Genomic DNA, 21,967 nt, shown 5'->3' on the forward strand with positions numbered 1-21,967 from the left:
GGAAGTGGAATGAGTAATCGGCATATCGAGCTGGGTTTGACAGATGAAGATGTGTTGCACATGTATGAGACGATGCTGATTGCACGTCGATTAGATGAAAGAATGTGGTTGCTGAACCGTGCCGGGAAGATTCCTTTTGTCATTTCCTGTCAGGGACAGGAAGCGGCGCAGGTCGGAGCTGCATTCGCGCTGAATCAGGAGAAAGACTGGATAGCGCCTTACTACCGGGATATGGGGATTGTATTGCACTTTGGAATGACACCGAAAGAGCTGATGCTGTCCGCGTTTGCAAAAGCGGAAGATCCGAATTCCGGCGGACGGCAGATGCCAGGCCACTTCGGTCAGCGCAAGAATCGTATTTTAACAGGATCTTCGCCTGTTACGACCCAATTACCGCACGCTGTCGGCGTAGCGCTTGCCGCTAAAATGAATAATGAAGATTTCATTACGTTCGTCACATTGGGGGAAGGTTCATCCAATCAGGGAGATTTTCATGAAGGAATGAACTTTGCTGGCGTGCATAAATTGCCTACTATTGTGATGGTCGAAAATAATAAATATGCAATTTCAGTTCCAGTCGAGAAGCAGCTTGCCTGTGAAAAAGTATCTGACCGTGCAGTAGGCTACGGGATGCCTGGTTATACAGTGGATGGAACAGATCCGCTGACAGTCTATGAAGTGGTGAAACAAGCCGCAGACCGCGCGAGAAGCGGTGAAGGACCCACACTGGTGGAGGCGGTATGCTACCGCTTGACTGCACACTCTTCGGATGATGATCAGCGTCTGTACCGTGATGCGCAGGAACTTGAGGACGAGAAGAAGCTTGATCCTTTATTGACATTCATTCATTATCTGCAAAAAGAGAAAGTCTTGACAGAAGAGAAGCACAATGAGATTGAAGAGCGGGTAAAACAGCTCGTTGATGAAGCGACAGAATATGCGGAACTGGCTCCTTATGCAAAGCCGGAACATGCACTGCGCTACGTCTATGATGAAAAAGGAGGCGACGCGTAATGGCCGTTCGTTCATTTATAGATGCCATCAACTTGGCGATGAAAGAAGAAATGGAACGGGATGACCAAGTTTTCGTTCTGGGGGAAGACGTTGGCCGTAAAGGCGGCGTATTTAAGGCGACAATTGGTCTCTACGATCAGTTTGGCGAGTATCGTTCCCTTGATACACCGCTGGCTGAATCGGCCATAGCCGGTGTGGCAATCGGTGCTGCGATGTATGGCATGCGTCCTATTGCAGAAATGCAGTTCGCGGATTTCATTATGCCGGCAGTCAATCAGATCGTCTCGGAAGCCGCAAAAATCCGTTACCGTTCCAATAACGACTGGTCTTGCCCGATCGTCATCCGCGCTCCATTCGGCGGAGGTGTTCACGGAGCGCTTTATCATTCCCAATCGGTGGAATCTATGTTTGCTTCCACGCCGGGCTTGAAAATCGTCATCCCGTCTACACCATATGACGCGAAAGGCTTGTTGAAAGCAGCGATACGTGATGAAGATCCTGTATTATTCTTCGAACATAAACGTGCCTACCGTCTGATTAAAGGCGAGGTTCCTGATGACGATTATGTATTGCCGATCGGCAAAGCGGACGTCAAACGTGAAGGGGAAGATTTGACGATTATCACGTATGGACTTTGCGTTCATTTCGCTCTGCAGGCTGCGGAGCGTCTGGCGGGAGACGGCATATCGGTTCATCTTCTTGATTTGCGCACAGTGTACCCGCTGGATAAAGAAGCCATTATTGAAGCAGCTTCCAAAACAGGCAAGGTATTGTTAGTGACAGAAGACAACCTGGAAGGCAGCATCATGAGTGAAGTATCTGCCATTATCGCAGAGAATTGTTTATTCGAGTTGGATGCCCCGATTAGACGATTGGCAGGACCTGACGTGCCTGCGATGCCGTATGCCCCTTCTATGGAAAAGTTCTTTATGATGAATCCTGAAAAGGTCGAAAAGGCAGCTAGGGATTTAGCGGAATTTTAACTGAGGAGGCGTATGAAAATGGGCATTGAAAAAATCACCATGCCGAAATTGGGTGAAAGTGTTACAGAAGGCATCATCGAAAAGTGGCTCGTCGCTGCTGGTGATACAGTGGCTAAATATGATTCACTTGCTGAAGTAACGACAGATAAAGTAACAGCGGAAATACCATCTTCATTTTCGGGTACGATCACAGAAATCCTGGCAAAAGAAGGCGACACAATTGAAGTGGGGGAAGCAGTTTGTCTGATCGAAGCAGACGGTACTGCCCCGCAGTCTGTAAACGCATCCGCTTCTGCGCCTGAAGAACCATCCGAAACAGTATCAGCACCGGCTGCTGAAGCACCAAAAGCTTCAGAACTAAAACAGTCTGACGCACCTGCATCGCCTGCCGGCAAAGCGGCAGGCAGATATTCGCCCGCTGTGCTGAAACTCTCGCAGGAACACGGCATCGACCTGACACAGGTAAGCGGAACGGGACGTGAAGGAAGAATTACCCGAAAAGATATTCAGGCTGTAATCGATAATGGCGGAGCACAGCAGCAAACGCCGGCGCCGGAAGCTGCAGTTCCTCCCGCCAAGGAAGAGCCGCAGCAGCAGCTGACACTGTCTGAGGCGGACCAGCCGTCGTTTACACAGCACGTCACGCCGAACATTCAGCTCGAAAACGGCGATATCGAGATTCCGGTAACAAGCGTCCGCCGTGCAATTGCGAAAAACATGGTGCGTTCTGTGACAGAAGCGCCGCATGCTTGGACGATGGTAGAAGTGGATGTAACGGAACTGGTATTGCTTCGTGAGAGTGTTAAAACCGAATTTAAGGAAAAAGAAGGATTTAATCTGACATACTTCGCTTTCTTCATCAAGGCTGTCTCACAGGCGTTGAAGGAATTCCCTGCGGTCAATTCTATGTGGGCCGGTGATACAATCGTCATGAAAAAAGATGTCAATATCTCGATTGCAGTGGCAACAGATGAGGCATTATATGTTCCGGTCATCAAGCAGACGGATGAGAAAACGATTAAAGCCATTGCCCGCGATATTCATGAGCTTGCAGCAAAAGTGCGTAAAGGCAAGCTGCAGGCAAAAGATATGCAGGGCGGAACATTCACCGTGAACAACACCGGATCATTCGGTTCCGTTCAGTCCATGGGGATCATCAATTATCCGCAGGCTGCTATTTTACAAGTGGAGACAATCGTCAAGCGCCCTGTTGTCATGGACAACGGCATGGTCGCAGTGCGCGATATCGTCAACCTGTGCCTGTCACTCGATCACCGGGTCCTGGACGGTTTAGTTTGCGGACGTTTCCTCGCCCGCGTGAAAGAATTGCTGGAAAATATGTCCAAAGATAAAACTTCACTATATTAATAGCCAGCAACCTCCAAAGAAGCTTTGGGGGTTGTTTTGTATATATCGGTACGTGCAGTTTACAGATGAATGCACGTAATATTTTCACTAATGAAAAACAGGTCCCTTTTTTGTATTGTTATGAAAAATTAGACCATAATTCGGTTTTTCCTCTTCCATCATTTCGCAGTCTACGGTACACTTGAACTATTAATGGTTTAAAAAAGGGGAAGGAGCACCATTATGCCTATACATAAAATGAAAACATTCAAGTTTACAGCCCCGAGCTTTACCGAATGGAAAGAAGCGGCTGTAACCACTTTAAAGGGAAAACCTTTTGAGTCGTTAAACACGAAAACACCTGAAGGGATTGAACTGAAACCTCTTTACACAAAAGAGGATACAGATCAGCTTGAAATTTCACGTGTGACGAAGCCGGCTTTTGGCTGGACAATTGCGCAGCCGGTGAGTGCAGCTAATGGGGAGCAGTATGTGCAGCAAATGAAAGAATCACTGGATAGAGGCAATCAGGCAATTGCATACAATGGTTTGAAGCCGCTCGTCTGGGCGGAACAAGATCTGAAGCAAGTCGCTGAGCTTATGACGCAGTATCCAATTTTATTTACAGAAGTGCAAAGTAATGATCCGATTTTGCGCGCATTCACATATGTTGAGGAATCAAAGCGTGCAGAAGTTCAAGGAATCTGTATCAGTGAAGTCCCTGTACTGCCTGAAGGATTTGACGGTGTGCGTGCTAAAGGCGCCGATTTATGGACAGCGCATCATGAAGGAGCGGATGCAGTGACGGAGCTCGCGTTATCACTTGCAATTGCTGCTGAACGTGCGGAAGAAGCCGCTTCATTTGAAGAATTTACGAAGAGCTTTTATGTGCGCTTTGCATCTGACACTCATTTCTTCATGGAAATCGCGAAGTTCCGTGCGTTCCGTGTACTTTGGAAGCTGTTTAATGAAGCATACGGTGTGGATCACCCGCAACAGGTGCCATTGCTCGGCATCACGTCACTGCGTTCATATTCTAAACTGGATCCATATGTCAACTTATTGCGCGGCGGCAACTCGGCATTCGCAGCGGTGCTTGGCGGCGCGGACTGGCTGACTGTATTGCCTCACGACGTGCTGACTGGCACATCGCAGAGTTCGAACAGATATGCGCGAAATATCCAGCTAATTCTGAAAGAAGAGACGCATATTGACCAGGTGCTTGATCCGGCTGGCGGCTCGTATTTCATCGAATCATTGACATCAGAGTTAATTCGCAAAGCATGGAAGAAATTCCTTGAAATTGAAGAAATGGGCGGCAGCCAAGCATTCTTGCAATCTGGGGAATTGAGTAAGCTCTATGCTCAGCGTCAGAAAGAATTGGCCACAGGCAAGAAGACGTTAATCGGTACGAATGTGTATGCTGAATTGACAGATTTGAGCTTCGAAGACGCGGCAACAGTTTCAGTATCGAAACGTCTGGCAGAACCTTTTGAAAATCTTCGTTCAAAGCAGCAGGGCGAATTACCGAAAACGGTATTGCTCAACTTTGGTGCGCTGAAAGATTATAAACCGCGTGCAGATTTTGTCAGCGGATTTCTTGCAGTTGGCGGCATCGAAGCCGTCTGGAGCCCATCGTTCGAGTCAAACGATCAAGCGCTCGATTGGATCAAAGAACAGCAGCCTGATTATGCAGTAATCTGTGCGTCCTCAGCAGATGCAGAAGAAGCGGTGACGAACTTCCTGGCATCGTATAAAGGGAATTGCGTCATTGATGCAGCAGGAAAATACGCGCAGGAAACAGCAGATCACTGGCAGGCAAATGGATTGAATGGTTTCATTTTCGCCGGTCAGGATAAAATTGAGAAGCTGAATGATATTATTTCTAATACAAAAGGGGGCCGTTCCGTTGAGTAAACCTGATTTTCGCAAAGTGAATATAGAGCAGTCACTCAATGAACTCTCACAGCAGGCAGCAGCAAAAGAGAACTTCGTGACGAATGAAGGAATCGATGTAGCGCCCGTCTATACAGCAAAAGATATCGAACATACTGAACACCTGAAAGACTTCCCGGGAATTGCGCCAAATACGCGCGGACCGTATCCGACAATGTACGTGGCACGCCCATGGACAGTCCGTCAATACGCAGGTTTCTCCACTGCTGAAGAAAGTAATGCGTTCTACCGCCGGAACCTTGCGATGGGACAAAAAGGACTTTCCGTAGCATTCGACCTCGCTACGCACCGCGGGTATGACTCCGATCATCCGCGTGTAACCGGCGACGTAGGGAAAGCCGGAGTTGCGATTGACTCGATTGAAGATATGAAGATTTTATTCGACGGTATTCCGCTTGATCAAATGTCAGTGTCGATGACAATGAACGGTGCTGTATTGCCGATCATGGCGTTTTATATTGTAGCGGCAGAAGAGCAGGGGGTACCTACAGAAAAATTGTCGGGTACGATCCAGAATGATATTTTGAAAGAATATATGGTTCGGAACACGTATATATTCCCGCCGGCTATGTCGATGCGAATTATTGCGGATATCTTCTCATATACATCGCAAAACATGCCGAAATTTAACTCGATCTCCATTTCGGGCTATCACATGCAAGAAGCGGGAGCGACAGCAGATATCGAGCTGGCATATACGCTGGCAGACGGACTGGAATATGTTCGGACAGGCTTGAAGGCGGGCATTGATATTGATTCATTTGCCCCGCGCTTGTCATTCTTCTGGGCAATCGGCATGAACTACTATATGGAAGTGGCGAAAATGAGAGCAGCACGGAAGATTTGGGCGCAGATGATGCAGTCATTTGATCCGAAAAATCCGAAGACACTCGCATTGCGCACACACTCTCAAACGTCTGGATGGAGTTTGACAGAACAGGACCCGTTCAACAACGTGACACGTACACTAGTGGAAGCGAATGCCTCCGCAATGGGCCATACTCAGTCGTTGCACACGAATGCACTTGATGAAGCAATTGCGTTGCCGACAGACTTCTCTGCACGTATTGCGCGTAATACGCAGTTGTTCCTGCAGGAAGAGACGATGATGACGAAAGTAATTGATCCTTGGGGCGGTTCCTACTATGTGGAAAAATTAACAGAAGAGTTAATAGAAAAAGCATGGGAACTTATCGGGGAAATCGAATCTCTTGGCGGTATGGCTGCAGCAATTGAGACAGGCTTGCCGAAGATGAAAATCGAGGAAGCTGCGGCGAAGCGTCAGGCGAAAATTGATTCACGCGCCGAGACAATTGTTGGCGTGAATAAATATCGCCTGGATACGGAAGATGCGATTGATATTTTGGATATCGACAATACGCTGGTGCGCCAAAAGCAAATTGACCGCATTCATGACATGAAAGACAAGCGTGATGAGGCCGTGGTACAGGCAACGCTTGCTGCGATTAAAGAATCTGCGAAGAGCGGCGAAGGTAATCTGTTGGCGCTTGCAGTTGACGCTGCAAGAGCGCGCGCGACAATTGGTGAAATTTCGGATGCGATTGAATCTGTATCCGGCAGACATAAGGCGGTGATCCGTTCGGTGAGTGGTGTATACAGCTCAAACTTCTCAAATGAAGAGGAAATTCAGGAAGTAAAAGATATGACAGACGAGTTTCTTGAAAATGAAGGTCGCCGTCCCCGTATTTTAATTGCCAAAATGGGGCAGGACGGACATGACCGCGGAGCAAAAGTAATCGCTTCTTCATTCGCTGATCTTGGCTTTGACGTTGATATCGGACCTTTATTCCAGACTCCAGAAGAAACTGCTTTGCAGGCGGCAGAAAATGATGTGCATGTCATTGGAGTCAGTTCACTTGCAGCAGGACACAAGACGCTGGTTCCGACATTGCGTGAAGAGCTGAAGAAAATCGGCCGTGAAGATATTCTTGTGGTGGTGGGCGGAGTAATTCCTGCCCAGGATTATGAGTTCTTGCGTACGAACGGTGCAGCAGCAATCTTTGGCCCGGGTACAGTCATTCCGGTGGCGGCTCAAAAAGTCATCGAGGAGATTTACCGACAGCTGGGCTACGAGGAAGTGACGGATTGACGGATAAACAAAACGAACGAGATGAATCAGCAATGCATGTGATGCGCGGAATAGAATCCACACATGATGGGTTTGTTGCCTCTTCCCGTAAACGCTTTGTTAAAAAAGATCCATCTCATAAAAACCTGGATATATTGCAGAAAGAAATAGAGAGCGGTTCACGCCTTCATTTAGCAAGAGGAATTACGTTGCTTGAAAGTACTAAGCCAAGTGATAAGAGAGTGGGGCAGGAAGTGCTGACCAGCCTTCTTCCGAAGACAGGAAACTGCATTCGAATTGGTATCACAGGTGTGCCCGGTGCCGGGAAGAGTACATTCATTGAAGCATTCGGCCTGATGCTTGCGGATATGGGACATAAAGTGGCGGTTCTTGCCATTGACCCGAGCTCGACATTAACAGGCGGAAGTATTTTAGGCGATAAAACCCGTATGGAGGAGCTGGCGCGGCATAAGAACGCGTTTATCCGCCCATCTCCGTCAGCGGGAACACTTGGCGGGGTTCATAAGAAGACACGGGAAACGATGCTGCTTTGCGAAGCGGCGGGCTATGATGTGATTTTGATTGAAACAGTCGGTGTTGGACAAGGTGAAACAATTGTGCGCGGAATGGTCGATTACTTCATGCTGCTCGTGCTGACTGGTGCCGGCGACGAACTGCAAGGTATGAAAAAAGGAATCATGGAGCTGACTGACGGGATTGTTGTGCATAAAAATGACGGCGCCAACAAGCCGCTTGTGAAAAAGACGGTTCGGGAGTATACGCGGATCCTGCATATGCTGCAGCCTGCTTCACCTGACTGGACATCGACCGCGCAGCCCGTTTCTTCTATAGAACATACGGGACTTGCAGAAGTATGGGAGACCGTGCTGAAGTTTGAGAAGAAAATGAAAGAACTTAACCATTGGGATACGAGACGTCAGCATCAGACAAGGGACTGGTTCCATTCGATGATCCGCGACCATCTGATTGATTCGTTTTTCTCGGAGCAGGGACGGAAAACAGAGGTAAAAGCGCTTGAAGAAGAGCTGCTTGAAGGAAATTTGACCGTAACTGGTGCAATTGACCGATTGTTTTCTTCTTGATTCCTGTCCAAATATGCTATGATTGAAGAGGATGGCCCGCATACTGTCAGTGAGCGCACTGCATCCATTGAAGCGGCTGTCACAATTATACGCAATTAGAGAGGAGATACTGTAAAATGACAATGAACTTTGATTTTTACATGAACGATATGACGAACCAGGCGAGAGCAGAAATGGAAGCCAGCGGTTATGAACAACTAAAGACACCTGAGGATGTAGAGGCGGCATTCAAACGCCCGGGCACGACATTGGTAATGGTGAACTCTGTTTGTGGATGTGCAGGAGGAATCGCACGTCCGGCAGCTGCCCACGCGGTGCACTACGACAAGCGTCCTGACCACTTGGTGACAGTGTTCGCCGGTCAAGATAAAGAAGCTACAGCACAGGCGCGCATGCACTTTGGAGAAGACCACATCCCGTCCTCCCCATCATTCGCACTGCTGAAAGACGGCAAGCTGATCGGTGAAGTAGGACGTTATGAAATCGAAGGCCATGACCCGATGTCCGTAGTAGTAAACCTTCAAGAACAATTTGAAGAACACTGCGAAGAACTATAAACAAAAGCGGAATGCGCCGTTCAGCCACGACAGACGCTGGAGGGCCTGAAACAAAAGGCGGTTTTTGCCTTTTGACTCAGGACCGAAGCGATCCGAGAGGCTGGCGCATGCAGCTGGATGAAACAAAAGCGAAATGCGCTGCCCAGCCCCGACTGTCGCTGGAAGGCCTGAAGCAAAAGGCGATTTTTGCCTGAGGACTAAAAGCGCTCCGAGAGGCTGGCGCATGCAGCTAGATGAAAAAAAACAGTTCGCATGTACAAACATGCGAACTGCATTAAGTTAAAAGAACATGCTGAGACCCATGAACATTGTCGATGCAATCATTGCGATGATCATCAGGTAAACAACCGTTTTCTGAATTTTTTTGTTACTCATGCAACATAACTCCTTACACATTGGAATAGGTTTGATTCTATTTTAACAGAATTAAGGATTTTCACAACTGGAATGGCTGTTCTATGAAACAGACACGAGAAAAGTAGTAAAAGGGGAATGTCATATGAACAATGTGGATCATATCGGGATCGCTGTGAAGAGTATTGAAACATCATTACCATATTACATAGATACACTCGGGTTTGCTGTGAAAGCGGTTGAAGAAGTGGCAAGCCAGGGTGTGAAAGTGGCTTTCATTGATGCACATAATGTAAAGATTGAGTTGCTTGAGCCAATGACCGAAACGAGCCCTATTGCAAAGTTTATTGAAAAACGCGGCGAAGGAGTGCACCACATCGCATTCGGCGTATCAGACATCCGTTCAAGAATGAAGGAATTGGAAGAAAAGGGCGTCCAACTGCTTTCAGAGGAACCAAAACCGGGTGCCGGCGGAGCAGAAGTGGCATTTCTGCATCCCAAGTCATCTTACGGCGTGCTATATGAATTATGTGAAAAGACTAAGGGGGAATAATAGATGAATATTTATGATAAAATTAATGAACTGTACGATAAAAAGCGTGAAATTGAGCTGGGTGGAGGCGACGAGCGCATCATCAAGCAGCACGAAAAAGGAAAACTTACAGCACGTGAGCGGATCGAATTATTGCTAGATGAAGGCACATTCGTTGAATTAAATCCATTCGTCGTTCACCGTACACGTGATTTTGGCATGGATCAACTGGAAGGACCCGGCGACGGTGTCGTAACAGGTTACGGTAAAATCCATGGCCGTCCCATCTATTTATTCTCCCAGGACTTTACGGTTTTCGGCGGTGCACTTGGGGAAATGCATGCAATGAAAATTGCCAATGTAATGGATTTGGCAGCGAAAAACGGGGCGCCATTCATTGGTTTAAATGATTCTGGCGGCGCACGTATTCAAGAAGGTGTATTATCTCTTGACGGATACGGTGAGATTTTCTACCGAAACGCAATTTATTCTGGTGTAATTCCGCAAATTTCTGTAATTCTTGGGCCTTGTGCGGGCGGCGCAGTATATTCACCAGCAATCACAGACTTTGTTATTATGACGGATAAAACGAGCCAGATGTTCATTACGGGACCAAAAGTTATTGAAACTGTAACGGGCGAGAAAATTACGTCTGAAGGACTGGGCGGGGCGAAAGTTCATAACTCAATCAGCGGTAACGCACACCTTCGCGGGGAAAACGAAGAAGACGTGCTAGAAAAAGTACGTGACTTGCTGTCTTATCTGCCACAAAACAACACAGAAAAAACACCGGTTCAGCCATATGAAGAACAGGACGACTACCGTGAAGATTTGGCGGATGTCGTACCTTATGAAACGATTCGCCCATATGACGTACGCAAAGTGCTTGAGCATGTCGTGGATGAAGGTTCTTTCTTCGAAATTCAGCCTGAATTCGCAAAGAACGCAGTAGTTGGATATGCACGCATGAAAGGTGAAACGGTCGGCTTCATCTGTAACCAGCCGAAAGTAATGGCTGGAGGACTGGATATCGATTCTTCAGATAAAATCGCGCGTTTTATCCGTACGTGTGATTCATTCAACATCCCGCTGATCACATTTGAAGACGTAACAGGCTTCTTCCCGGGGATCAAACAGGAGCATGGCGGGATTATCCGTCACGGCGCGAAGATTCTTTATGCATATTCGGAAGCAACTGTACCAAAAATCACATTGATCCTGCGAAAAGCATTCGGCGGCGCGTATGTAGCCCTTAACTCTAAATCGATTGGTGCAGACGTAGTTTACGCTTGGCCGAATGCGGAAGTGGCAGTTATGGGAGCAGAAGGCGCGGCAAACATCATCTTTGCACGTGATATTGCGAAGAGTGAAAATCCGGAAGCTACACGTGCAGCGAAGATCGAAGAATACCGTGAGAAATTTGCGAACCCGTATGTTGCAGCTTCACATGGTATGATTGATGATGTAATTGATCCACGTGAAACACGTATTAAATTATTACAGGCGCTTGAAATGATGCGCAACAAGCATGAGGACCGTCCGAAGAAAAAACACGGCAATATACCTCTATAAGTAAGGGAGACTTTCATCATGAATGCACAACGATTACTGGAAGAGTTTTTAGAGCTGGTCAAAATCGACTCTGAAACGAAAAATGAACGAAACATTGCAGATATCCTTACGAAAAAGCTGCAGGCACTGGGCTTTGACGTAACAGAAGATGATTCAGCAAAAAAGACAGGGCATGGTGCCGGTAATTTGATTGCCAATTTACCGGGTACGGCCCCAAACGCGGATCCAATCTTCTTTACCTGTCATATGGATACTGTCGTTCCAGGTAAGTCTATTCAGCCAGTGGTCAAAGAAGATGGTTATGTTTACAGCGACGGCACAACCATTTTGGGCGCTGACGATAAAGCTGGCATTGCTGCACTGCTTGAAATGGCGAAGGTGCTGCAGGAGACAGATAAGCCGCATGGTCCGATTCAGTTCATAATCACAGCGGGTGAAGAAAGCGGATTGGTTGGCGCGAAAGCGATGGATCCTTCTCATTTGCAGGCTAAATATGGCTTTGCAATAGACAGTGACGGCAAGGTGGGCGGCATTGTCACTGCCGCTCCTTACCAGTCGAAGTTGTGGACGACAATTTATGGAAAAACAGCTCATGCAGGCGTGGCTCCTGAAAAAGGAATTTCCGCTATTACATTAGCTGCAAAATCAATTGCCGGTATGAAGCTTGGCAGAATCGACGAAGAAACAACGGCGAACATCGGCCGGTTTGAAGGCGGCAAAGCGACAAACATTGTCTGTGAAGAAGCATTCATCCTGTCAGAAGTCCGTTCCATCAATCCTGAGAAAATGAAGAAACAGATCGAAATGATGACGGAGAAGTTTTCTTCCACTTCAACTTCATTAGGCGGAAGAGCAGAGACGGAAACACAACTGATGTATCCGGGCTTCTCAATTGCAGATGACGAAGAAGTCGTACAAGTCGCGATGAAAGCCATCCGTAATGTCGGCCGTGAACCGAATATCATGACAAGCGGCGGCGGTAGTGACGGAAACGTCTTTAACGGTATGGGCGTGCCGACAGTGACATTGTCGGTCGGCTACGAAGAAATTCATACAAAAAATGAACGCATGCCGGTTAAAGAGCTGGAAGTACTGACCGAATTATTACTTGAAATTGTCAGTCAGGCAGCGAAAACGGCTGAATGATCCGGAGCCTACTGTATGAAAGAAGGTGCAGCTATGCAAACTGTGATTGTGCGCACTGGGAACGAAGAATATGCATTGCCTGTAGAATCAGTCATTTCGATTGAGAAACTTGGATACGTCACGCCGATTCCCCATCTGCCGGATTATTTACTCGGTTTGATGAGGTTCCGCGGCGAACTGGTGCCTATTCTGGATATGAGCCAGATCTTTTACCGCCGCGCAACACCGCGGGATGCAGAATCTCATGTGGTCGTAGTAAAAACAGATCAACTGGAAATCGGTTTATTAGTGCTGGATGCAAGAGAAATTCTGGAATTACCAGAAGACCGCTTAACGTCCGCAGCGTTAAAAGCCTATTCCAAGACACCTTATTTCATAACGGTAGCTAATCTGGATCACCGGGTCGTGACCGTCATCGATCCGATGATTATGGCAAATTCACTTCAGGGCATGGATGAAATTTCCCGCTATATGAAGGAACAGCATCAATCAAATTAGTAGGCAAGCAGTATAGAAACTTGATAAAATGGGAAGAGTGGCAAACTGCATTCGGTTTGCCGCTTTTTCCTATTACGTAACTATTCCGTGGAAAGACAGGTGTTTACATGACGCATCCAACGACAGCGACGCCGCGTGTCATTATGCATCTTGATATGAACAGCTTCTTTGCCTCTGTTGAACAGGCTGCGAATCCGCAATTAAAGGGCATTCCTTTGGCGGTTGCCGGCAATCCAAAAGAAAGACGGGGAATTCTCGTGACCTGTTCATATGAGGCAAGGGCATTCGGCGTCTATACTACGATGACAGTGGGAGAAGCTAAAAGACTTTGTCCAAACCTGACCATTATTCCGCCGCGCCATGAATTATACCGGCAAATGTCTGATTCTGTATTTGAAATTCTTAGAAGCTATACGGAACGGGTGGAGCCGGTATCGATTGATGAAGCGTATATTGATACAACGGAAATCGGCGGACTGACGCGTGCATACGACCTCGCCCAGGAGATTCAACTGCGTATTTTACAGGAATTAGATTTGCCTTGTTCGATTGGCATTGCACCTAATAAATTTCTTGCGAAAACAGCGTCTGATATGAAAAAGCCAATGGGCATCACTATTTTGCGCAAACGCGAGGTGCCAAAAGTGCTTTGGCCATTGCCTGTCATTGAGATGCACGGCATCGGCAAGCGCACCGAGGAGAAACTGCACAGTGAAAATATAAAGACGATCGGCGATTTGGCAGCCGCTGAAAAGATTACGCTGGAAGCGCTGCTCGGCAAAAATGGCTTGCGTCTGAAACAGCGCGCAAATGGTGTGGATGCGCGTCCGGTAGATCCGGAAAGTGCAGAAGAACGCAAAAGCATCGGGAGTTCCACGACTGTCCCGATTGATCTGACGGAATACACTGAATGTGTGCCGATATTTGAACGCCTTGCGAAGAAAGTGGCGGCACGGCTTGAAGCAAAACAGCTGGCCGGAGTTACAGTCAGTATTCAAATACGATATGCCGATTGGCAAAATACGACCCGAAGCAAAACATTGCAGCAGGCAATCTATCTCGAGGAAGATATAACGAAGATTGCACTGCAGTTATTCCGCCAGCACTGGAATGACGAACCGATCCGTTTGCTGGGAATCACTGTCGCAAATGTTATCGAACGGCATGAAATGGTCAAACAGCTGTCTTTCGATAATTTTGAACAGCAGGAAAAAGAATATGAAATGGAACGGCTTGTATCTAATCTGACGAAGCGCTTCGGCGATGGTATTATTAAAAAAGGGTTTACGAAATAATAGGAAGGAGGCAATCCGAATGGATATTGAATTTCTTGGCACCGGTGCAGGCATGCCGTCCAAACAGCGAAACACATCCGCCCTAGTATTGGATCTGACGGATGAAATTAATGAAAACTGGCTGTTCGACTGTGGAGAAGCAACGCAGCACCAACTGCTGTACAGCGCGATTAAGCCCAAAAAAATCACTAAAATTTTCATTACACATCTCCACGGCGATCATATTTTCGGACTTCCAGGCTTCCTCAGCTCCCGCGCATTTCTGGGGGGAGAAGACCCTGTGGACTTATACGGACCGGCCGGCTTAAAAGAATGGCTGCAGCACACTTATCAGCTCACAGGGACGTACTTGCCTTATAAGCTGAACGTTCATGAAGTACATGACGGACTGATCCTCGAAACCGATGAATTCAAGGTTTTCGCGAAGGAAGTGCAGCACGTCGTTAGAAGCTTTGGCTACCGGATCGAACAGAAGGACTTGCCCGGGACGTTACTGATCGATAAAGCGATTGAACAAGGCGTGCCTAAAGGGCCGTTATTGCAGCGCCTGAAAGACGGTCAGGACGTAGAACTGGAAAACGGTCAAACAGTTTACAGTAAAGACGTCACGACGGAGAAGAAAAAAGGCTTTGTCATTAGTGTAATCGGTGACACATCGTACTGTGATGCATCGGTGGAGCTGTCACAGGATGCGGATATTCTGATTCACGAAGCTACATTTACGGAGGAGTTTTCTGAAGGCGCGAGAGAATTTGGACATTCTACGATTGTAGACGCGGCGACTGTAGCAAATGAAGCGCATGTGAAGAACCTCATTGCTAATCATATTAGTGCGCGTTTCCTGCCAAGTGAAATGCCTGCCTTTTTAGCAGAAGGCACAGCAGTGTTCCCGCATATATATATCGCAGATGACTTCGCACGCTTTCAATGGAAACGCGGTGAGCTGAAGAAACTGGCAAAAAACTAAGCATCCATTCCCGCTAAGGGGCGGATGCTTAATGTTTTGTGAAATGTATTGATTGCAGGTTTCCGGCTGCGCTGAATCTTGTGTGACTGATTAATTCGCGCCAACCGCTCATATCTCCTTTGGAACCGCTCATTAATTCTGGCAAGCGCTCATACCTTCCTCGCAACCGCTCAATAGTCCCGGCCAGCGCTCATACTCCTTCCGCAAGCGCTCATACCGGCCCTGCAAGCGCTCATACAGCCCAGCACAACAACTCGCCGCACAAAAAAAGAGGATGTCCATGAAGCGCCATAGCTTCCGGAACATCCCTTGTTTTTATGATAATGCGCCGAGTTCACGTGAGCGTTCGTCTGCGCTTTTGATGCAGTCTGCAATCGCTGCTTTGAATTCGTGATTCTCGAGTGCTTTGAGGCCGGCTGCGGTTGTGCCGCCGGGACTTGTGACGTTCGTGCGCAGTGTACTTGGCTCTTCGCCTGTTTTCTTCAGCATAGCTGCTGCGCCTTCAAGTGTCTGGACAATTAATTCGCGTGCGTCCGCAGCGTCGAGACCTTGTGTTACGGCTGCTTCCTCGAGTGCCTCCACGAGATAGTAGATATAGGCGGGGCCGCTTCCTGAAAGAGCCGTTACAGCGTGCAAGTCATCTTCTTCGACGACTTTAACGATTCCGATTGCGTTCAGCAGGCTCAGTATGGACTGCTGCATTCTTTCCGGCACGGTGCTGTTGAATGCGATGCCGCTTGCTGATTTACCAATCGTTGCGGATGTGTTCGGCATCGAGCGGGCAATCGGTCGTTTGCCAAGTCCTTTTTCCATTGTATCAATAGAAACGCCGGCAATTACGGAGAGAATTGCGGTGTTTTCTCCGAGCAGCGGCTGAATATCTTGCATTACTTTATGAATATCCTTCGGTTTTGTCGCCAGCACGACGAGATCAACCTGCTTGACGAATGAACGATCCTCGCATACTTTGGTAATTCCATAACGCGCCTGCAGTTCATCCAGGCGACTTTTATCAGACCGGTTCATCACATAAACATTCTTTTCGCGCAGCACCCGTTTATTAACGATTCCTGCTATAATTGCTTCAGCCATCGATCCGGCGCCTACAAATAAAATCTTCTCCATCTCCAACATCCTCCCCAACATAAAAAAGCGTCTCCGCCCTGCATTTCAGGACGAAAACGCTCGGTTTCCGCGGTGCCGCCTACATTTCACTGATACAGACTGCACCATTTCCACCTGCACGTTCCGTTCTATTTTCATGATTATGTCATGTACGAAATGAATTGTCAAACGGTCCTCAGCCATCAATGAACAGATAGACGATCAAAGCTATGATGATAATTGAAATGGACAGTGAAACGATCTTCATGATACTGAGCGGATAGTTTCCTGACACTTTACCTGTCTGGCCATTGACGATAAACTGATAGATTTTGTCTTTAAAATGAAATGAGGAAATCCAGATTGGCAATAAAATATGCTTGTAGGTGATGTCGGAGTAATCTGTCGAAACATTTACAACTTCGACGATATCTCCCGCCACACTCCGTTCAATTCCATTCACAATTCCTCTCGTCATCACATCCTGTGCCTGCGTAAACCCTTGCTGCAAAGAGACTGAATAGCGCTCAGCGAGGAAGCCAGACATATATTCCACTTTGTAATCTGTAAGACTGCTCAATTGAAAGGGCTGCACTTTCTGCAACAGCTTTGGATCGACAGTGGTGGATGCTTTAATTAAAATATCATCAAAAAACTCACTGTAATTCCCGCTTTCCTGATGCCATCGGATTTTTCGCACTTGCTCGGTCACAGTTTTTGCTTTGCCGTCTTCATAGACGGTGCGCGTTTCTGTAACGTAATAGTAATTCCCGACTCGCACGACATAGTGCGAGCGTGTCTGGCTGTCATAGGTCCAGTAGGGCAGATAGACACCGGATATTTTGCGCAGACGGTACGTTTTCTTTAAGGCATTCGGCGCGAAAAAATGTCCAGTGATCCATTCCCTGAACTTTGCGTGCGCCTGCTCCTGACTGATTTGAAACGGAATCAGCAGTCCCGGCTGTATACCGGCGTTCTGTTCGGTAACCGTAATATGGGATGAGCCGCAAAACGAACAGAAATCCGCTATGATATTGGCGTCAAGTACAGATTCAGCCCCGCAGCTGCTGCAGGAAAAGACCCGTTTTTCTTCATTCCATAAATGGTGCAAGTTATTTCCTGCTTCATTAAAATCGAGTTCAATTCGATGATCAACTGTTGCTTCGATTGGCATTTCATGACTGCAAAACGGACATTTCAGACCGCGCGTCTCCGGATTATAGGCCGTGTTGCCGCCGCAGGAAGGACACTTAATATTTTCCGTATCTTCTATGACGGTGTTTTGTTCATCAAATGAAGTCACATAGATCCCTCACTTCACATCTAACGTCTCACCGCAGTCTGCACAGAATTTTGCGCTGGGCAGATTAGCATGTGAGCACGCCGGACAGACTTTCTCCGTAACTTGCTGTGTGCCGCAAGCAAAGCAGAACTTGGCGTCTTTTGGGAGGAGTGTTTCACATTGAACGCAAGGAACTTTATCTGATTCACCTGATTTTCCGCACTGTCCGCAGAATTTTGCATTTGCGTTAATGGTCGACTGACAATGCGGGCAAGATTTCATAGCTGGCTGAGCCTGCTGCTGCGGCTCGTTTTGGTTCATCGCGTTTGCCATCATTTGGCCCATTCCGAAGCCTGCACCCATTCCGACACCTGCTCCTGCAAGGCCGCCTTCATTTTGGGCTGCATCACGCATCGCTTCTGCTGCCTGATATTGCTGATACTGCTGCATATTGCCGAGCACACCCATCGACGTGCGTTTATCCATCGCTTCCTCTACGTCTTTTGGCAAGGACAGATTTTCGATATAAAGAGACGTAATCTCAAATCCGAAAGCTGCAAAGCGCGCCAGCATTTTCTCTTTTCCTTTTTCACTTAGTTCGTCATAATGCATAGAAAGATCAAGCGCAGGGATTTGCGACTCAGCAAATAAATCAGACAGTCCCGAAATGATCATTTTCTTGAGATGACCTTCTACAGCACTTGTGTCGTACGAGCTGTTCGTGCCGAATAATTCACGCAGGAAGACAGTCGGCTCCGACACGCGATAGGAGTATATTCCGTAGCCGCGAAGGCGAATCATGCCGAAGTCGGGGTCGCGCATCATAATCGGATTAGACGTTCCCCATTTTTGATTAATGAACTGTTTCGTATTAATGAAATAGACTTCTGCTTTAAAAGGTGAATCAAATCCATATTTCCATGATTTCAATTTCGTCAGAATCGGCATATTTTGCGTATATAGAATATGACGGCCCGGTCCGAAGACGTCAGCAAGTTCGCCTTCATTCACCATAATAGCGACCTGTGATTCTCTGACCGTCAGTTCTGCCCCCATTTTGATTTCATTATTATGCACGGGAAACTGATAAACCAATGTATTGGCATCCTGCGCCTGCCACTCGATTACTTCAATGAATTGATTTTTGAAAAAGTTAAAAAACCCCATAAATATCCCTCCAACTCGACATGATCTAACAAATCATGCGATTTCCTGTAGTATACCATACGGAGAATGGATCGAATGGTTTCACTTTGCGCGAAAGTTCTTTTGGCTAATCGGGAATCAGTACGTGACGCTGAGAAGAAAAGAGAGTACAATAGACTGAACTGTCATTCATTTTAGGGGGAATTTAGGTATGATCACCAAAATTATTACACCCACTCCATTCGCGGTCGGCGACGTCAATTGCTTTTTACTGAAAGGCGACACGCTGACGCTGGTGGATGCGGCGACGAAAACACCGGAAGCGTATGAAGTGCTTCAGCAAAAAATAAAAGAAATGGGTTATTCATTTGCAGATATTGAACAAGTATTCGTGACACACCACCATCCAGACCATTGCGGCTGGGTAGAGGCGTTTGACAACGCGGAAATCCTCGGTCATCCGTATTTGAACTATTGGCTGGCGCGGGATTCCGAGTTCTTAGACAGACATGACCGCTTTTATGAGCAATCGCTTCTTGAAGAAGGTGTCCCGGAGCATTACAGGAAATGGGTCAAACGTTTCCGCCGTTCTGTTGATCTGATGGGAGATCGTCCTGTTGACCGTATGATGAATGAAGGAGATGATCTGCCGGGGCATCCGGGCTGGAAAGTACAAGAGTCACTGGGCCACGCACAAAGCCATCTGTCGCTGTTTCATGAGCAGCAAGGCATTTTGATCGGCGGCGATTTATTGCTTGAGAAAGTGTCATCCAATCCATTAATTGAGCCGCCTTATAAGGAAGAACACGGACGGCCAAGATCATTGCTGCAATATAATGCATCACTTGAGCGCTTGCTGGACCTGCCTTTGTCGCTTGTCTACGGGGGGCATGGGGGAGAAATTCATTCGCCTCATGCGCTGGTTACAGACCGTCTCGCCAAACAAAAGGAACGTGCAATGAAGGTGCTGGCGATGCTGGATGAACCGCAGACAGTCTTTGATGTGACGAAGCGTTTATTCCCTGCGGTATATGAAAAGGAACTGGGACTGACATTATCGGAAACCATCGGTCAGCTGGATTATTTGACGGCTCACGAGCTAATTTCAGAAACAGCTGATTCGGCGGGAGTGCATCATTATGTCCGCATCTAAAACAGTGCTGATTACCGGTGCCACAAGCGGCATCGGTTTTGAACTGGCAAAGCGTCTGGCAGCCGATGATGCGTATCGGGTCATTGCGACAGGGCGGAACGCGAAAGCCCTCGAAGAGCTGCGGACGCTCGGCATCGAAGGATATTGTGCAGATTTACGCGACCCGAAGCAGCTCGACTGGCTTGTGTCTTGCATTGGCACGCCGGATCTGATTGTCTTTTCAGCAGGTGTCGGGAAATTTCATTTGGCGCATGAAACGACAGATGAAGAAACTGAAGCAATGCTCGAAACGAATGTGCTGGTGCCGATGCAGCTGACGGCACGCATGGTGCCTGCCATGATGAAGCGCAGACAAGGTCATTTATTGTATATCGGTTCGCAGGCGGGGAAAGTCGCGACACCGAAGACATCGGTCTATGCGGCAACGAAACATGCGCTCATCGGGTATACAAATGCTCTGCGCATGGAAGTCGCACCGTATGATGTGCATGTGTCAGTTGTCCATCCGGGCCCGATCGATACGCCGTTCATTGAGCTGGCGGACGCGACAGGCGGTTATAAACAGGCGATGGGCAGCCAGTTGCTTTCCATCGAGACGGTGGTGCAGTCTGTAATAGAGACGATTATGCGTCCGCGGCGCGAGGTGAATTTGCCGAAGATTACAGGCCTGACAAGCAAGTTATATGCCTTGGCGCCTTCCGCGGTGGAAACGATCGGGCGTCCGTTTTTCTATAAGAAGTGAACTCGAAGGCAGTCAGCAGAGTGCTGTCCCGCAAGTCGCCATGATGCGGCTTGCGGGGGAGCGCTTTTTTTGTTTGGGCAGGAGGTGATTCTGTTTAGTAAGAGAGAGAAATATAGGTTTTGTTTTTTACATCATTACTGGTTTACACGGGGTGACGGCATTATGATGAGAGAGGGGAGCGTCTTTAAACTCACTGCGGCGCTTGCGGATGGCTTCCGCAATGAGCCAGACAGGAAGTGCGCCTGTCAGTCTCATCGCTACGCCGACCGCTTGGGAGGCGCCTCCGTTTAGTCAGGGAGAAGCAAGATATGACACTTCTTTTGCTAAAGCATACGCCAGTCGGCAACGTGTCACTGAACTTCTTCTCCTATAAACCACAACCTGGATTGCTCCCACTCAGCAGCGCAGGCACAACTGCGGGGTCGGCCGAAGTCATGAGACAACTGGCATGCACTTCGCCAGCTGGCTCATGACGAAAGGCAATCCCCCACGTGCCTGCGCGGGTCCTAAGAGCTGACACTTGCTAACTTCAATCCCCGACAGCCGATCGAGCAACGACACCAAAACCAGAGACAGAACGGCATTGAAGTCACTGCGGCGCTTGCGGATGGCTACGTAATGAGCCAGACAGGAAGATCGCCTGGCTGTCTCATCACTTCGCCGACCGCTTGTAAGGCGCCTCCGTTCAGTTAGGGGAAGCAGACGATGACACTTCTTTTGCTAAAGCGTACACCAGTTGGCAACGAGTCACTGCACTTCTTCTCTTTTAAAAGAGTACTGGGATTGCTTCCACTCAGCAGCGCAGACACAACTGCGTGGTCGGCCGAAGTCATGAGACAACTGGCATGCTCTATCGCCAGCTGGCTCATGACGAAAGGCAATCCCCCACGTGCTTGCGCGGGTCCTAAGAGCTGACACTTGCTAACTTCAATCCCCGACAGCCGATCGAGCAACGACACCAAAACCAGTGACAAAACGGCATTGAAGTCACTGCGGCGCTTGCGGATGGCTTCCGCAATGAGCCAGACAGGAAGTGCGCCTGTCAGTCTCATCGCTACGCCTACCGCTTGTAAGGCGCCTCCGTTTAGTTAGGGTGAAGCAAGATATGACACTTCTTTTGCTAAAGC

The 21,967-nt window shown here is 47.9% G+C and carries 22 protein-coding genes; 16 read left to right on the forward strand and 6 right to left on the reverse strand.

Annotation, left to right across the window (positions count from 1 at the left end; genetic code table 11):
- Positions 1 to 9: 9 nt before the first annotated feature.
- From SporoP37_RS00845 to SporoP37_RS00880, 8 genes are all read left to right on the forward strand, one after another.
- Positions 10 to 1,014: a thiamine pyrophosphate-dependent dehydrogenase E1 component subunit alpha gene (locus SporoP37_RS00845; protein ID WP_085429972.1), complete on the forward strand. Its 1,005-nt coding sequence runs from the start codon at positions 10 to 12 to the stop codon at positions 1,012 to 1,014.
- Positions 1,014 to 1,997, forward strand: coding sequence for an alpha-ketoacid dehydrogenase subunit beta (locus tag SporoP37_RS00850; protein WP_081241912.1), 984 nt, complete (start codon positions 1,014 to 1,016; stop codon positions 1,995 to 1,997). Before SporoP37_RS00845 ends, SporoP37_RS00850 begins: the two co-directional genes overlap by 1 nt.
- An 18-nt stretch (positions 1,998 to 2,015) precedes the next feature.
- A complete protein-coding gene (locus tag SporoP37_RS00855) occupies positions 2,016 to 3,365 on the forward strand; it encodes a dihydrolipoamide acetyltransferase family protein (RefSeq protein WP_085429973.1) in 1,350 nt (449 codons plus the stop codon).
- Between the two features lie 222 nt (positions 3,366 to 3,587).
- Positions 3,588 to 5,261 carry a methylmalonyl-CoA mutase family protein gene (locus tag SporoP37_RS00860; protein WP_081241914.1) on the forward strand — a complete coding sequence of 558 codons (1,674 nt, stop codon included), beginning with the start codon at positions 3,588 to 3,590 and terminating at the stop codon, positions 5,259 to 5,261.
- Positions 5,254 to 7,410, forward strand: a complete 2,157-nt coding sequence (scpA, locus tag SporoP37_RS00865) for a methylmalonyl-CoA mutase (protein WP_081241915.1) — start codon at positions 5,254 to 5,256, stop codon at positions 7,408 to 7,410. The genes SporoP37_RS00860 and scpA overlap by 8 nt, the downstream gene beginning before the upstream one ends.
- Positions 7,411 to 7,442: 32 nt before the next feature.
- A complete protein-coding gene (meaB, locus tag SporoP37_RS00870) occupies positions 7,443 to 8,492 on the forward strand; it encodes a methylmalonyl Co-A mutase-associated GTPase MeaB (RefSeq protein WP_085431604.1) in 1,050 nt (349 codons plus the stop codon).
- A 116-nt stretch (positions 8,493 to 8,608) separates the two neighbouring features.
- Complete coding sequence (locus tag SporoP37_RS00875; RefSeq protein ID WP_081241916.1) at positions 8,609 to 9,049, forward strand: BrxA/BrxB family bacilliredoxin; 441 nt, start codon at positions 8,609 to 8,611, stop codon at positions 9,047 to 9,049.
- Between the two features lie 11 nt (positions 9,050 to 9,060).
- Complete coding sequence (locus tag SporoP37_RS00880; RefSeq protein ID WP_085429974.1) at positions 9,061 to 9,243, forward strand: hypothetical protein; 183 nt, start codon at positions 9,061 to 9,063, stop codon at positions 9,241 to 9,243.
- 85 nt (positions 9,244 to 9,328) lie between these two features.
- Here the strand turns inward: SporoP37_RS00880 and prli42 are convergent, their stop codons facing one another.
- Positions 9,329 to 9,424 (reverse strand): stressosome-associated protein Prli42, encoded by a 96-nt coding sequence (gene prli42, locus SporoP37_RS16770; RefSeq protein WP_155961272.1) that lies wholly within the window; start codon positions 9,422 to 9,424, stop codon positions 9,329 to 9,331.
- 124 nt (positions 9,425 to 9,548) lie between these two features.
- On the opposite strand from prli42, the gene mce reads away from it, so the two are divergent.
- From mce to rnz, 6 genes are all read left to right on the forward strand, one after another.
- Complete coding sequence (mce, locus tag SporoP37_RS00885) at positions 9,549 to 9,956, forward strand: methylmalonyl-CoA epimerase (RefSeq protein ID WP_085429975.1); 408 nt, start codon at positions 9,549 to 9,551, stop codon at positions 9,954 to 9,956.
- 3 nt (positions 9,957 to 9,959) lie between these two features.
- Positions 9,960 to 11,507, forward strand: coding sequence for an acyl-CoA carboxylase subunit beta (locus SporoP37_RS00890; RefSeq protein ID WP_085429976.1), 1,548 nt, complete (start codon positions 9,960 to 9,962; stop codon positions 11,505 to 11,507).
- A gap of 18 nt (positions 11,508 to 11,525) precedes the next feature.
- A complete protein-coding gene (locus SporoP37_RS00895; RefSeq protein ID WP_085429977.1) occupies positions 11,526 to 12,653 on the forward strand; it encodes a M20/M25/M40 family metallo-hydrolase in 1,128 nt (375 codons plus the stop codon).
- Between the two features lie 15 nt (positions 12,654 to 12,668).
- Entirely contained in the window at positions 12,669 to 13,151 is a 483-nt protein-coding gene (locus SporoP37_RS00900; protein WP_081241921.1) for a chemotaxis protein CheW, read from the forward strand.
- A gap of 107 nt (positions 13,152 to 13,258) precedes the next feature.
- Entirely contained in the window at positions 13,259 to 14,446 is a 1,188-nt protein-coding gene (locus SporoP37_RS00905) for a DNA polymerase IV (protein WP_081241922.1), read from the forward strand.
- Between the two features lie 19 nt (positions 14,447 to 14,465).
- Positions 14,466 to 15,413, forward strand: coding sequence for a ribonuclease Z (gene rnz / locus SporoP37_RS00910; RefSeq protein ID WP_085429978.1), 948 nt, complete (start codon positions 14,466 to 14,468; stop codon positions 15,411 to 15,413).
- Between the two features lie 315 nt (positions 15,414 to 15,728).
- On the opposite strand, the gene proC is transcribed toward rnz, so the two are convergent.
- The 3 genes from proC to SporoP37_RS00925 form a co-directional block, all read right to left on the reverse strand.
- On the reverse strand, positions 15,729 to 16,538 hold the full coding sequence (gene proC / locus SporoP37_RS00915; RefSeq protein ID WP_081241924.1) for a pyrroline-5-carboxylate reductase: 810 nt from the start codon (positions 16,536 to 16,538) through the stop codon (positions 15,729 to 15,731).
- 175 nt (positions 16,539 to 16,713) lie between these two features.
- A complete protein-coding gene (locus SporoP37_RS00920) occupies positions 16,714 to 17,820 on the reverse strand; it encodes a TFIIB-type zinc ribbon-containing protein (RefSeq protein ID WP_081241925.1) in 1,107 nt (368 codons plus the stop codon).
- Positions 17,821 to 17,829: 9 nt separating this feature from the next.
- Positions 17,830 to 18,966 (reverse strand): SPFH domain-containing protein, encoded by a 1,137-nt coding sequence (locus SporoP37_RS00925; protein WP_085429979.1) that lies wholly within the window; start codon positions 18,964 to 18,966, stop codon positions 17,830 to 17,832.
- A gap of 190 nt (positions 18,967 to 19,156) precedes the next feature.
- On the opposite strand from SporoP37_RS00925, the gene SporoP37_RS00930 reads away from it, so the two are divergent.
- Complete coding sequence (locus SporoP37_RS00930; protein ID WP_081241927.1) at positions 19,157 to 20,098, forward strand: MBL fold metallo-hydrolase; 942 nt, start codon at positions 19,157 to 19,159, stop codon at positions 20,096 to 20,098.
- Positions 20,085 to 20,840 (forward strand): SDR family NAD(P)-dependent oxidoreductase, encoded by a 756-nt coding sequence (locus tag SporoP37_RS00935; protein WP_081241928.1) that lies wholly within the window; start codon positions 20,085 to 20,087, stop codon positions 20,838 to 20,840. Before SporoP37_RS00930 ends, SporoP37_RS00935 begins: the two co-directional genes overlap by 14 nt.
- Before the next feature lie 126 nt (positions 20,841 to 20,966).
- Here SporoP37_RS00935 and SporoP37_RS17520 read toward each other — a convergent pair whose 3' ends face one another.
- Together SporoP37_RS17520 and SporoP37_RS00945 are read right to left on the reverse strand one after the other, a co-directional pair.
- Positions 20,967 to 21,095 carry a hypothetical protein gene (locus SporoP37_RS17520; protein ID WP_255414208.1) on the reverse strand — a complete coding sequence of 43 codons (129 nt, stop codon included), beginning with the start codon at positions 21,093 to 21,095 and terminating at the stop codon, positions 20,967 to 20,969.
- Between the two features lie 434 nt (positions 21,096 to 21,529).
- Positions 21,530 to 21,892: a hypothetical protein gene (locus SporoP37_RS00945; RefSeq protein WP_081241930.1), complete on the reverse strand. Its 363-nt coding sequence runs from the start codon at positions 21,890 to 21,892 to the stop codon at positions 21,530 to 21,532.
- Positions 21,893 to 21,967 lie beyond the last annotated feature (75 nt).

The sequence above is a fragment of the Sporosarcina sp. P37 genome (genome assembly GCF_002109365.1).
Classification (GTDB): Bacteria; Bacillota; Bacilli; order Bacillales_A; family Planococcaceae; genus Sporosarcina.

Bases quoted from the DNA above. Each gene is read 5' to 3' on its own strand.
- SporoP37_RS17520 (WP_255414208.1), bottom strand. From the start codon at position 21,095: ATGAGACTGACAGGCGCACTTCCTGTCTGGCTCATTGCGGAAGCCATC.
- proC (WP_081241924.1), bottom strand. From the start codon at position 16,538: ATGGAGAAGATTTTATTTGTAGGCGCCGGATCGATGGCTGAAGCAATT.
- SporoP37_RS00905 (WP_081241922.1), top strand. From the start codon at position 13,259: ATGACGCATCCAACGACAGCGACGCCGCGTGTCATTATGCATCTTGAT.
- SporoP37_RS00930 (WP_081241927.1), top strand. From the start codon at position 19,157: ATGATCACCAAAATTATTACACCCACTCCATTCGCGGTCGGCGACGTC.
- SporoP37_RS00890 (WP_085429976.1), top strand. From the start codon at position 9,960: ATGAATATTTATGATAAAATTAATGAACTGTACGATAAAAAGCGTGAA.
- SporoP37_RS00860 (WP_081241914.1), top strand. From the start codon at position 3,588: ATGCCTATACATAAAATGAAAACATTCAAGTTTACAGCCCCGAGCTTT.
- SporoP37_RS00935 (WP_081241928.1), top strand. From the start codon at position 20,085: ATGTCCGCATCTAAAACAGTGCTGATTACCGGTGCCACAAGCGGCATC.
- SporoP37_RS00845 (WP_085429972.1), top strand. From the start codon at position 10: ATGAGTAATCGGCATATCGAGCTGGGTTTGACAGATGAAGATGTGTTG.
- meaB (WP_085431604.1), top strand. From the start codon at position 7,443: ATGCATGTGATGCGCGGAATAGAATCCACACATGATGGGTTTGTTGCC.
- SporoP37_RS00945 (WP_081241930.1), bottom strand. From the start codon at position 21,892: ATGAGACTGACAGGCGCACTTCCTGTCTGGCTCATTGCGGAAGCCATC.
- SporoP37_RS00925 (WP_085429979.1), bottom strand. From the start codon at position 18,966: ATGGGGTTTTTTAACTTTTTCAAAAATCAATTCATTGAAGTAATCGAG.
- SporoP37_RS00900 (WP_081241921.1), top strand. From the start codon at position 12,669: ATGAAAGAAGGTGCAGCTATGCAAACTGTGATTGTGCGCACTGGGAAC.
- mce (WP_085429975.1), top strand. From the start codon at position 9,549: ATGAACAATGTGGATCATATCGGGATCGCTGTGAAGAGTATTGAAACA.
- SporoP37_RS00875 (WP_081241916.1), top strand. From the start codon at position 8,609: ATGACAATGAACTTTGATTTTTACATGAACGATATGACGAACCAGGCG.
- SporoP37_RS00850 (WP_081241912.1), top strand. From the start codon at position 1,014: ATGGCCGTTCGTTCATTTATAGATGCCATCAACTTGGCGATGAAAGAA.
- SporoP37_RS00895 (WP_085429977.1), top strand. From the start codon at position 11,526: ATGAATGCACAACGATTACTGGAAGAGTTTTTAGAGCTGGTCAAAATC.
- rnz (WP_085429978.1), top strand. From the start codon at position 14,466: ATGGATATTGAATTTCTTGGCACCGGTGCAGGCATGCCGTCCAAACAG.
- SporoP37_RS00880 (WP_085429974.1), top strand. From the start codon at position 9,061: ATGCGCCGTTCAGCCACGACAGACGCTGGAGGGCCTGAAACAAAAGGC.
- prli42 (WP_155961272.1), bottom strand. From the start codon at position 9,424: ATGAGTAACAAAAAAATTCAGAAAACGGTTGTTTACCTGATGATCATC.
- SporoP37_RS00855 (WP_085429973.1), top strand. From the start codon at position 2,016: ATGGGCATTGAAAAAATCACCATGCCGAAATTGGGTGAAAGTGTTACA.